Origin of the sequence: Chitinophaga sp. sic0106 (assembly GCF_019219075.1) — a bacterium.
Classification (GTDB): domain Bacteria; phylum Bacteroidota; class Bacteroidia; order Chitinophagales; family Chitinophagaceae; genus Chitinophaga.
The window spans coordinates 145,176-157,820 of the sequence record NZ_JAHUWJ010000015.1; the positions used below are offsets into that span (position 1 = coordinate 145,176).

Below are 12,645 nucleotides of genomic sequence, written 5' to 3' on the forward strand. Positions count from 1 at the left end.
TAATTAGAAGGATGCATTGAGTGAGAAAGAAAGTGTTCTGGCATATGGATAATCAATACCGCGCTCCCTTTGAATAGTAGATAACCGGAAAATATCATTGAGATAGCCCGTCATGCGCAACCCTTTAAGTCCTGCATGCTTCAGCCATGCTGCTCCGTTCAGGTCATAGGAAATGGAAATGGACTCCCCGCTCAGCGTACTTTCTTTTTGAATAAAACGGCTGCTGATCGGTGCACTTACCACTGTACTGATTGCTTTAAATTCAGCTATATCCCCTGGTCTTTTCCAGCGGCCTGTCAAAGCACGCAAATCCAGGTTCTCCCGGTACACCATTGATGCACCTACGTTTTCTACCTTACTATACAAAGCTGTATTCAGCTGATAAGCATTCAGTGTGTAACGCATATTTACACTTAAGGAAAATCCCTGGTACTGGAAGGAAGTACCGATGATACCCTGCATGTCAGGCTGGCTATTCCCCACCTTCACCACATCAGCAGAATTATAGGTATAGGTTCGTACACCATCTTTTGACAGGAATACTTCACGACCCGTGGCAGGATCGATCCCCAGCGATCTTACCGCCCACATATCATCCGGACTGGCACCATCATAGTAGCGATAAAGCGATTGATTGATAGCGGACAAATCCTGTGAATAGTTATTATTCTCTCCTTTATTGGAGCCTTCGTTTTCTTTATTGAGTACATTCAGGCTGTTACCAATTCCACCAAATACCGATTTTACTTTGGTGGCGCTGGCATTTACGCGCCAATACAGGCGGCTCTTTGGTATGCTCACCACTGTAGCTCTTACGGCCAGGTCAAAACCAGTAGCCGTCATATTACCCAGGTTGATCATCTGGCTGGTATAACCAACAGATGGCGCATTCGGCAACGATACTACCAGCGGATCTGTAAACTTGTGGAATACGTTGAGGTTGAACGACAGCCTGTCTTTAAACAAACGGGCATCTGCACCTATCGTTTTGTTAATAGTTTTCTGCCATGCCAGGTAAGGGTTTCCCCACAGGGAAACCGACAGCCCATTGCCACGCTCGTTCATCAGCCCCTGCACGTAGGTAAGGGTGGTGAAGGAATTGTAGCTGCCAAAGCTCTGGTTACCGGGGTTGCCGATACTTGCACGTACCTGGAAATAATTGACCATCCCGCCTTTTTTAAACCAGCTTTCGTTGTGCAGGTTCCAGCCGGCGCTCATAGTCCAGGTATTGGTAAATCTGCGGTTGGTACCAAACACCGAACTACCGTCTCTGCGAATAGTAGCATCTACCATATAGCGGCGGTCGTATCCATAGTGGGCATTCATAAAACCACTCACACTACGGTTTTCTGCCTTATTATAAGTAGGAAAACCTCCTGCCGGATAGCCCGTAGCAAAGGAAGGGTTCATAATGGAGGACTGCGGAAATCCGGTAGCCTGATAACTATCGCCAGTGGTGGTAGAACTCTGGGTCGTAAAGCCCGGCACAAAATTAATTTCGTGACGGTCATGCAGCACGGCGCCATAACTAGCCTGCAGAAACGCTTCATAACTAAAACCATTGGTTCTGCTATGTCCATAAGTTCCCTTCTGATCAAATGGCGAATTGTCAAACTCTGTATTGTTCGGAGAACGTAATTTCTCTGATTCACCACTACGTTTAGTTAAAGCCAGCCGTGCTTCCACCCGTATGTTTTTGGTAGGCTGGTAATAGGCACCGAACCGGTTGGACAACTGCAGTTCGTTGCTGGTACTGGAATTCGGCACCTGCAACTGGTACATCGGGTTGTTTACTCTTCTGTAGAAGCCGGCGGCATCTTTTGTTGAATCGATATATTTCTTGCCGTTATCTTCATAGTAAGGAATGGTTCTTACATAATCCTCGAAGGAACCATAAGGGGAATCCGTTGCTTTAAATCCTGAGATCAGCAATTTATTTGAAAAGGTGAATTTGCCCGAACGGTAGGTAAGGTCGATATTACCGTTACCTACATTTCTGCCGGAGCCTTTCATCACACCATCTATTTTTCCATACTTAAATCCAATACCATAGCGGAACTTACCTTCTCCCCCATCCGCATAGATGGAGTAGTTTTGCGCCAGTGCCACGGACTGCAGCGGTTTACCCATCCAATACGTATTTACGCCACGCAGCACGTTATTGAGTCGGGTATTATAAATTGAATCCAGTTCTGCCTGTTTGTACAATCCGTCGGTAGAGGTATACACACCTGCCAGTCGCTGAAACTCCAGTATCTGCGCGGCATTCATCATATTATAATCCCGGAGGTCAGGCATGGAAGCGGTATAATCCGCGTTAAACGATAATCCCATCGCACCGTTTTTCGGCACCTTGGTTTCCACCACCACTACCCCATTAGCAGCCTTGGAACCATAGATAGCAGTAGAGGCGGCATCTTTCAGAATAGTGATAGAAGCCACGCGGTTGATATCCAGTCCCATGATGGTAACCAGATCGGATTCAAATCCATCGAGTATGAACAACGGTTGATTCGGATCATTCTGCAATGCGTCTGTTTGACCGAGCAAGCTGGTTTTCCCCTGGATGGCCAGGTTGGGCATCACATTGGGATTGGAACCTGCCAGGTTGTTTTCCAGTACCAGCATAGACGGGTCCAGGGAGCGTAAGCTCTGGATGATATTCTGGTTACCCATGGTCTTTAACTGGTCACCGGTATACACAGAATAGGCGCCGGTAAAGCTCTCTTTCTTGCGGGTGAAAATACCGGTAGTCACTACTACTTCATTAATTTTTTGCGCCGCCATCGCCAGTTGCACATTGATGGTGCTACGTTTGTTCACTTTCACCGTCTGCGGTTCGTAACCTACGAGTCGGAACAGCAGCACGGCATCCGGTGCAACGCCAGTGAGTTCATAGTTTCCGGATGCATCTACGGCAGCGCCGCGGTTGGTACCCTGTATCATCACAGTGGCACCAACCAGGGGCTGGCCTTCAGGATCGCTGATACGTCCGCGAACAGTAATAGTTTCCGGAGGAGGGTTGCCCACCAGATCCTTTTCGCCTGTTGTTTTCGCTTTCACAAAAACAGACTTGCTGCTTTCCTTGATCACAAAGGTGAGCGACGATCCTTGTAAACACTGGTCCAGTACATCTTTCAAGGAAGCATCCTTTACCTCAACGGTTACAGGTTTTGCCTGGTCCAGCTGTTCCTGGTTCCAGAAAAAAGTATACCCTGTTTGCTGGCGGATCTGGACAAACACCTTTTGCAAAGCCATGTTGCGCACATGTAAGCTGATGCGCTGTGCATAGGCATTTGCACTTACCTGTAGGGTAGCTACCAGTAATAGCACTGCAGTAATTCTCATTCTAATCAGCAATTTGGTTGATGATGACATTTGAATCAATGGTTGGTTTTTGATCTTTAGTTGGTATTGGAATAGTGGCAAAGCATTCGCTGGCCTTATTGCTAAGGCAGGCGTACCTGGCATAAAATCTTTGGGTATGAATGAATGAATGAATTCAGTGGGAATTGTTCACTGTCCGTAATTACATCTCTTTATCGTTTATCATTGCCTGGTTGTTACAATGATCGCTGATCCATTTATTTTTGTCTGTAACCCGTGTTCGTGCAGCAAGTCCAGCATGGTGGACAGCGGCGTATTTTTATCCGTTATATATCCTAACTTATCCTTCGGTAATGTACCCCTGACTTCTATATCCACATTATAGAGGCGGGATATCTGCCGGAGTACCGCTGCAATTTCCTGTCCCTGCACATTGATTTCTCCCGTTCTCCAACCCATAATACTACTGGTATCAGCATCGGTCACTGACAGACTGTTTTCCTTTACCACGGCCATTTTTCCGGGCTTTAGCACTACTGCTTCAGTACCTGCGGTTACTTTTACAGCACCGCTCACTAGGGTGGTTTGCTGTTGCCCTTCTTCTGCGTAATCCATGATATTAAAGGCAGTACCCAGCACTTGTATCGATGACCTGGAAGTATTTACTATAAAAGGTTTGGCGGCATCCTGACGAATTTCGAAATAGGCCTCTCCGGTAATACTTACCACTCTTTCTCTGGCGAATGCCACCGGGAATTTAATACTGGAAGCAGCGTTGAGCCATACTTTCGAGCCGTCCGGCAGCAGGAGCACGAACTGTCCGCCCCTGGGGGTCGACAGCTGATTATAGGTAATAGTGGCAGTTGTGGCGGCTGATTCATATTTCAGCTGCCCGTTTTGTTGTTGTATGTTGGCATTTCCCTGTTGCAGTTGCTGGTGGCCTATGCTGTCCAGCTCCACCTGGCGGCCATCGGCCAGCGTCAGCACGGCTTTGTTGGCTGCCGGGCGGCGTTGTTCCATGGCCAGGGTATGCTGTTGCTGTTGTTTTTTCAGGGAGACATAAACGCCGGTGGTACCAAGTAGTAAAGTTACGGCGGCGGCCACACGCCATATGCGTGCGGGGATTCGGCGTACCGGTTTTTCCTCCTGGTGTGCCCTGGACATTACTTTATCAAACAGCCACTGCTCCCGCTCCGGGGCCAGCAGGCCGGTATTGGTGCTATCCTGCAGCAGTTCCTCAATGGCCTGCGCGAAATCAGGATCACCCGCACGGATACCCTGCATTAATTCCGCCAGTTCGGCTGAGGTAAGCGTATTGTCCGCCAGTCCTTCCAGTAATTTTTTCTTTCTTTCCAGCATACTACTATTTCACTGCTGCGAGTGATAAAACCCGCATACATTAATAAAGACACAATTTGAAACAGGGAATACTAGTCTGCGTTAAAAAATTTTTAACTTTTTTTTCAGGACAGCAACTCAGCGATACAAATAAGGAGTAAAAGCCCGTTGGCATTGGATTCCAGGAAATAACGGATATTCTGCAACGCCTGGGCCATGTGATTGCGCACCGTATGTTTGCTGATGCCAAGCCGGGCGGCTATTTCCTCCTGGGTTAAATTTTCATCCCGGCTTAACTTATATACCAGCTGCTGCTGCATGGGCAGGTGCTGTATAGCTTTATGTAATAATTGGCGACTTTCCTTTTGCAGCAATGCATTTTCGGGTGTGTCCCGGACTTCTGAAAAATAGTCCAGCAGCTCGTCGGTAAACTCCTGCTTATCGGCCTTTTTTCTTAGTTCATTGAAAATATGATTCCTGGCATGAATGAAAATGTAACTTCGGATATTATGTACATCTGCCAGCGCGACCCTGTTGAGCCATAGTTTGAGAAAGATTTCCTGCACCATATCTTCCGCCATTTCAGCGGATTTAGTGAGCATGAAGGCAACGGTATATATATTATTACTGTACTCGTGAAAGAATTCACGAAAGGCAGATTCATCTCCTGCGGCTATGCGTAGCAACAGGCTATTGTTATTATTTGTTACGGCGTCCTCCAATGCTGCGATCTGTATCAGGGCTAAAAATAGCAAAAAAAGCAAAGAATTTATAGCCCTAAAAAAACACCGGCCGGCAGAATAAATCTGCGCGGCCGGCGGTGCCCGTATTCTAATGGCTTAAAAGTCCTTAGGATGCAGGTACTGGCTGCTCCAAGGGTTGCTCCGCTGCCTTTTTTGTTTTGATCATTTTACTTACCCTTCCTAACAAAAAGATGCCGATCATGCTGAATGCAACTACCACCCAGCCTACAGTATCGTAATGTTCGAGGCGACTAAAATTATCCTTTTGCGTAACGATGCGGCCTGCCAACACCGCTGCCAGTCCGCCGGCAATGGACTGTAAAGAGGCGTTGATGCTCATAAACGCACCTCTGTCCTGCATTTGCGGCACTGCGGATATCAAAGCCGTAGCCGGCACCATGCGGGAAAGTATACCTACCAGCATCAACACGTTGAGCAGGATGATCACCCAGAACGGACTAGGGCCCATATTCGTATACACCACAACCATCACCATCGTATAGAGGGAAGCGATGCTGAACAGGGCAAACTTATCGATCTTATCACTCAGCTTACCAATCAGCGGCACGGATATCAGGGATACACAACCGGCAAAAGTAAACAGCAGCGGCAACTGCTCCGTAGTAACGTGCAGGTTATTGATGGCAAATGCGGAGCCAAAAGGCATCATCATAAAACCACCTACCGATAGTAACGCCGTTGCCAGAAAGGCAATGCGGTAATTGCGCTTCCTGAAAGTATGTAACAGGTGCTGGATGGGACTTTTATCTGATTGCAGTGCCAGATGCGCCGTTACTGCCGGCAACCGCATAACAATCAGCGCCATCACCGCAGCCGCCAATACCACCACCATGAAAAAGGGCGATTCCCATCCCCAGTGGTTGGCAATATACAGACTGATAGGAATCCCCAGCACCTGGCTGGCACCAAAGCCCATCTGCATAAAGCCCATTACACGGCCACGCATTTCAAGCGGAAATAAATCTGTGATAATAGCCATGGACACACTGCCGATCACCCCACCAAAAATCCCGGTGACGATCCTGGCCGCTACCAGCATAGGGTAGGTTTGCGCCAGGCCACAGCAGAGCGTTCCAACGATAAATCCTGTGTAAAAAAAGATGAGCAGCTTCTTGCGGTCGTACTTATCAGCAAATCCCGCTGTGAGCAACCCCGAGATGCCCGCACTAAAAGCATAGGCAGCCACCACAATGCCGAAATGATCCGGCGAAATTTTCATCGACTTCATCAGCATATCTCCCAGGGGCGACATCACCATGAAATCAAGAATAACAGTAAACTGCGTCAGTGCCAGCATCACTACGATCAGCTTCTGTTGTGGGCTAAACGATTGTTGTGTTTTCATAAAAATTACTATGTATATATGGAGCTAAAAAACTTATGATTTTTTTAATGATCTAATAACCCGGTCAAAGGTTTGGCGCATAATGGTATCCGACATTTTGAAGGCCCTCCCCCCAATACTCCTGCCCTCCTGGTGAAAGCGGATCAACGTATACAGTGGTCCAAAGGCCACCGCCCAGTAGGCCTCCAATGGCATGTCATCCACCTCGTTATTATCTTTCGCATGTTGCAGAAAGCTCCCCATATGCTTTTTCATTTCATCTGAAATGCCATGCAGAAAGCGCTCTCCAAAGGCTGTATTGCGGATTTTTTCCATGAAAAGATTCAGTTCCCTTTGCGTCATGGCATGCTCCGAACGGTTCTTCCATTGTATCCATAAGCCCTCTTCAAAACTCATGTCCGGCGAAAAGCCTTTAAAAATATGCGCAATCCATTTCTCCGTTTCCTCCTTTACAATGGTGGTGATGAGATCGTCCTTATCCTTATAATAGATATAGATGGTGGCCGGGGATACGCCCGCCGCCTTCGCCAAACGATTAATGCCAAAATTCTCCAGCCCCTCTGTGGCAATCATTTCAATTGCACGGGCCTTGATATTCTGTACTTTATTTTCGTCACGATATCTCATAATGCAAAAATAAGTAAGCGTTCGCTTATTTAAAAGAAATACTTTTTTTTTATTTTATGAGAAGGGCCCGACCGGATGGTCGGGCCCTTCTCATAATAAGAGGTTCAGGCCAGAGGCCGGAACCTCTTTTATAAAAAACACTTCGACACCAGCGCCGTATCCAGGCAAAACAGCTGCACCTCCGCAATCCGCCCCCCTTCCACAATCCATACATCCGCAAAAGGCGCCTCCCCGATTACCTCATCATTGACCAGCACCTGGGTATTACCGCTTACCATTACCCGGTCGTCCTGACTCACCATCTGCACAATATGCTTGCTGATGCGGCTCCCACCCTGGTAAAACCGCCCAATCAGCAGCAACAGCCCTTCCCTGCCCTTATAGGTGCCACCCAGCGGCTTATCAAGTTTAAATAATATCTCTTCATCCACAAGGGTCATTATCTTTCCGGTATTCCCCTGCTCCAGTGCCAGGTAAATATCCTGGATAGACTTCCAAACATTGGACATAAGCAATTTCATTTCCTTCTCCTATTCAACCCCTGTACCATAAATATTGCAGGCCGCAAACCATTGTCACAGCGGTACTTTTCATAATATCTCCGAAAACCGGAACAAACAGCCTCCGAAATTTTCGGAGATATCCGAAATTTTATACGATTTAAACCTACTTTTATCCCGTAAATGCAGGAATAACGGGGGATATCGATCCGGACCTTTTTTTGCATACCCATCACCGCTATCCTCTCTGTAAACTAACGGACTAATTTTTATCGAGACATGGAAAAGAAGATTTTAATTGTAGAAGACGAGTTTGTAGTGGCTAATGACCTGCGTACCATCCTGATGAAAGCAGGCTACCAGGTATGTGGCATTGCCGACTCAATGGATGAAGCACTGGAACTGATTCATAAATACCATCCGCACCTGGTGCTGCTGGACATATACCTGAAAGGCAAAGAAACAGGTATTGACCTGGCACCCATGCTTACGGAGAAAAATATAGCATTCGTATACCTCTCTGCCAACAATAACGACTCTGTACTGGAAGCCGCCAGGGCCACGCAGCCTTATGGCTTCCTGGTAAAACCCTTCCGGGAAAAGGATGTACTGGTCACACTCGACATGGCCCACTACCGCCACGCTCACAGCATGGAATCCAAACTCCGCAAGGAGCAATCCCTGCAACTGGCCATCACCAACATCATGACGGACGACATCTCCTGGGATGAACGCCTGCTGCAGGTCGCACAAACGCTGCAACCCGTGGTGCCATTCGATTTCCTGACCATTGGCCTGAAGCACAATAACACCGGCCAACTCACCTACGCAGCCTCCTATTTTCGTATAGGCTTCAACGATTACCAAACCATCCCCATTCAAAGTTTATATAACATTCTGGGTACCGACGCTGCACAGTTTTATCATATGTGCGTGTCTAAACCAGCCAATAAAAATATTTTTAACGGTGGCGACTTCCAACAACTATTTGCCACTCAGCCACTCAAACAAATCATTGCCAAAAAATACCAGTTGCAAAGCAACCTGGCCATACACCTGGACCTGGGCGCTGATAACACCTTTATCTTTTCCTTTTACAGCAAGCTGCCAGATAATTATACGCATGAACACCTGCAGGCGGTAAGTCAGCTGGAAGCCTCGCTGCGACTGGCAGTAGACCGCCTACTGGCACATGAAGAAATTCAAAAGCTCAGCGAACGACTAAAAGTTGAAAAGAATTACCTGCAGGAAGAACTGAAAACCAATTCCAATTTCGAAGAAATCATTGGTACCAGCCCCCTGCTCCTCAAGGTGTTTGACCAGGTAACCCGCGTGGCGCCTGTTAATACCTCTGTTTTATTATTGGGAGAAAGTGGAACCGGCAAGGAATTAGTAGCCAGGTCCATCCACGGCCTCTCTCCGCGAAAAGACAAATTGCTGGTGAAAGTGAACTGCGCAGCCCTTCCTCCCAGCCTCATTGAGAGCGAGTTATTCGGCCATGAAAAAGGCGCCTTCACCGGTGCCTTCGACCGTCGCATTGGCAAGTTTGAACTGGCCAATGGCGGAACCATTTTCCTCGATGAAATCGGTGAAATGCCGCTCGATATGCAAACAAAGCTGCTCCGGGTTCTCCAGGAAAAAGAAATCGAACGCATAGGCGGCAAACTAACCATCAAAGTGGATGTACGCATTATCGCCGCCACCAACCGTAACCTGGAAAGTGAAATCAGTGCCGGCAGATTCCGGCTCGATCTGTATTACCGCCTCAATGTGTTCCCGGTAATGCTGCCACCACTCCGCGAAAGAAAGGGCGACATCCCACTACTCGCCAACTTCTTCGGACAAAAATTCGCCAAAAAAACGGGCAAACAATTTCATGGCATCAAACCGGCAGCCATGGACGAACTATTGCAATATCACTGGCCAGGCAACATCCGCGAAATGGAAAATATTGTGGAGCAAGCCTTCGTACTCAACAATGGCAATAGTCCCCTCGAATGGGGCCGGGAACTCCGCAATCCCTTTACCATGCCTTCCATGGCCGATGCCAATGCTCCGGAAGCTACCCCCAGATCTCTCCATGATGTAAAAGAATTACAGCAGGCTACTGAAAGAGAATACATTTTGTCGGTACTCAAAAAAACCAACGGCCGCATACGCGGCGCTGGCGGCGCCGCCGAAATCCTCCATCTCAAGCCTACCACCCTCGAATCCAGGATGGAAAAGCTGGGCATCAAAAAAACATTTATCACTCACTCCGATAGTCAGGCCTGAGTTTTCCATTTTCACAAAGCAACCGTATGTCTGTCCGCAACACGCTTATACTATTATCCCTGCTGCTTGCCAGCACCTCATTTGGTCAAAAGCCCAATGTGGTAAAGCAATACCTCGACTCCGTAAAACACTATCGCTATCTCGAACCTGAAAAAGCCAAAGTATTCGCTACACAGGGCATGGACATCGCCCTGAAGGTAAAAGACAGCAACGGCATCGGCCAGCTGCTGCTGCAACAGGGTATGATAGATGACAACGATGGCAACTTCGAACAGTCCAAACAAAAATATGAACACGCGCTGGAAATCTTTCGCAGCCTGGATTCCGCTAAAGGTCAGGCCAGCACAGAAATTCGTATAGGCGTGGTGCATCTGCGCAATGGTAACTATGATAAAGCCATCGCCGAGTTTCTGAAGGCACTGAAAATATCAGAAACCTCCAAAGACAAATTCGGTATCATGGAGGCCTATTACAATATTTCCTGGGTGTACCTCGACCAACTCAAAAACGAACAGGCACTCGAATATTTAAAGCTGGCAGAGTCGTACAATGAGCAATTGCCATTCTCCAATATCTCCCTGAATATTTACAACCATTTCGGCGTAGTATACAATCGATTGAATAATTTTAAAGAAGGAAAGTTTTACCTCCAGAAAGGCTATGACCTGAGTAAGGACCGCCCCGAATACCAGGGCCTCAACATCAATATCCTCAATAACCTGGCAGGTATTTACTCCAAACAGGGCATGAAGGAAAAAGCCATCGCACTCAGCGAAGAGGCACTGCAAAGATCGAGGACTATCAACAACTACCTGCGCGAACTACAGTCGCTGCTGGCCCTCAGTAAAATATATGGAGAAGCCCAACCACATAAGGCTATTTTCTACCTGAACCAGGCCGTACTGCTGTCCCGCAAACAAAAGGTGCCACGTCAGGAAATACGCTACCTCGACATGCTCACCGAAATGTACATAGCGGAGAAAGATTATAAATCCGCACTGGAAGTAAAAACAAGGCAGTATGTAGTGGCGGACAGCTTTTTCTATAAAACTATGTCGCAAAACATTGAAGCACTCAAAGCCGAATATGAGCTCACCAAATCCAATGCGCGCATCAAGGAGCTGAACCTGATCAATAACAAACACCAGCTGGAACTGCGTCACGCAGCACTCCAGCGCAACATCACCATGGCCAGCATTTTTCTGCTGCTGGTGATCCTGGGACTACTGTACAACCAATACCGCATCAAGCAACAAAGCAATCAGGAAATCAACCTGAAAAATACTTCGCTCCAACAGCTGCTGGTGGAAAAAGAATGGCTGATGAAGGAAATCCATCACCGCGTAAAAAACAACCTGCAAATCGTTATCAGCCTACTAAACACACAGTCCAAATACCTGGACAACAGCGAAGCTATCGCCTCCATCCAGGAAAGCATTCAGCGCATGCAGGCCATCTCCCTTATCCACCTCAAACTTTATCAGAGCAAGAATACCGCTTTCGTACACATGCCCAACTATATCAATGAACTGATCGCTTATCTCGATACAGGTCTTACCGGTGATAAGCTGATCAGCTTCCAGGTACATACCGATCCGGTGGACCTTGATATCTCCCAGGCCATCCCTATTGGACTGATACTGAATGAAACAATCACTAACGCTATAAAACATGCTTTCCCTAACAGCACCAACAACATCATCACCATTGAAATGAAAAAAGAAGAAGGCAACCACATCACCCTTGATATACGCGACAATGGCCGCGGTATCCCTTCCGGCTTTGACATTGAACATTCCGATACCATGGGGATCAGATTAATCAGAGGACTGGCCAAACAAATCAACGGAAAGATCCGCTTCAGCAATGATGCAGGCCTGCACGTACATATCCGTTTTGTGGCCGAAAGTAACCTGATGCTCCTCACTACTCACCAGGCTGATCATGCAGCCGTTATTTCGTAGTTATGAAAAAGAAAATACTTATTGTAGAAGACGAATTTATTGTGGCGGAAGATATACAACTCACCTTGCAACGGGCTGGTTATGAAGTGACGGATATCGCCATTTCCGTACCTGCTGCCATTCAGAGTATCAACGATCACCTCCCTGAACTGGTGCTGCTCGATATCTTTTTACAAGGCCCCGAAAATGGGCTCGACCTGGGAAAAGAACTGGAATTGCGGTGCATACCGTTTATCTACCTGACGGCCAATAACAATCCGCAGATACAGGCAGCAGCCCGGCGCACCAACCCGAAGGCCTTTATGGCTAAGCCCTTCCGGGATAAAGATTTACTCGCCAATGTACAACGTGCATTGCTGGCTCCGTAATTTCCGTAGCTCACTAAAAAACTCCGAAATTATCATAGCTATTCCATCAACCACTAAACAATATTTGCCAACAACAGATCAACCAAACACTTTACAGACAAGCATTTCATAACATTCTCCCCCTACATGCAGGGATTG

At 47.3% G+C, this 12,645-nt stretch carries 9 protein-coding genes; 3 read left to right on the forward strand and 6 right to left on the reverse strand.

The genetic code is table 11. From position 1 onward, the window contains the following. Nucleotides 1-3: 3 nt before the first annotated feature. From KW844_RS20835 to KW844_RS20860, 6 genes are all read right to left on the reverse strand, one after another. Nucleotides 4-3,348, reverse strand: a complete 3,345-nt coding sequence (locus KW844_RS20835; protein ID WP_218378717.1) for a SusC/RagA family TonB-linked outer membrane protein — start codon at nucleotides 3,346-3,348, stop codon at nucleotides 4-6. A gap of 201 nt (nucleotides 3,349-3,549) precedes the next feature. After that, entirely contained in the window at nucleotides 3,550-4,686 is a 1,137-nt protein-coding gene (locus tag KW844_RS20840) for a FecR family protein (protein ID WP_218378718.1), read from the reverse strand. A 104-nt stretch (nucleotides 4,687-4,790) separates the two neighbouring features. Further along, on the reverse strand, nucleotides 4,791-5,420 hold the full coding sequence (locus tag KW844_RS20845; RefSeq protein ID WP_218378719.1) for an RNA polymerase sigma factor: 630 nt from the start codon (nucleotides 5,418-5,420) through the stop codon (nucleotides 4,791-4,793). A gap of 94 nt (nucleotides 5,421-5,514) precedes the next feature. Continuing rightward, on the reverse strand, nucleotides 5,515-6,774 hold the full coding sequence (locus KW844_RS20850; RefSeq protein WP_218378720.1) for an MFS transporter: 1,260 nt from the start codon (nucleotides 6,772-6,774) through the stop codon (nucleotides 5,515-5,517). A 33-nt stretch (nucleotides 6,775-6,807) separates the two neighbouring features. After that, on the reverse strand, nucleotides 6,808-7,401 hold the full coding sequence (locus tag KW844_RS20855; protein ID WP_218378721.1) for a TetR/AcrR family transcriptional regulator: 594 nt from the start codon (nucleotides 7,399-7,401) through the stop codon (nucleotides 6,808-6,810). Nucleotides 7,402-7,529: 128 nt separating this feature from the next. Continuing rightward, complete coding sequence (locus KW844_RS20860; RefSeq protein WP_218378722.1) at nucleotides 7,530-7,910, reverse strand: nuclear transport factor 2 family protein; 381 nt, start codon at nucleotides 7,908-7,910, stop codon at nucleotides 7,530-7,532. 270 nt (nucleotides 7,911-8,180) lie between these two features. On the opposite strand from KW844_RS20860, the gene KW844_RS20865 reads away from it, so the two are divergent. From KW844_RS20865 to KW844_RS20875, 3 genes are read left to right on the forward strand one after another with little or no spacing between them, the layout of a single operon-like run. After that, a complete protein-coding gene (locus KW844_RS20865) occupies nucleotides 8,181-10,175 on the forward strand; it encodes a sigma 54-interacting transcriptional regulator (RefSeq protein ID WP_218378723.1) in 1,995 nt (664 codons plus the stop codon). Between the two features lie 26 nt (nucleotides 10,176-10,201). Continuing rightward, nucleotides 10,202-12,139: a tetratricopeptide repeat protein gene (locus tag KW844_RS20870; protein WP_218378724.1), complete on the forward strand. Its 1,938-nt coding sequence runs from the start codon at nucleotides 10,202-10,204 to the stop codon at nucleotides 12,137-12,139. A gap of 2 nt (nucleotides 12,140-12,141) precedes the next feature. After that, a complete protein-coding gene (locus tag KW844_RS20875; RefSeq protein WP_218378725.1) occupies nucleotides 12,142-12,507 on the forward strand; it encodes a response regulator in 366 nt (121 codons plus the stop codon). Nucleotides 12,508-12,645 lie beyond the last annotated feature (138 nt).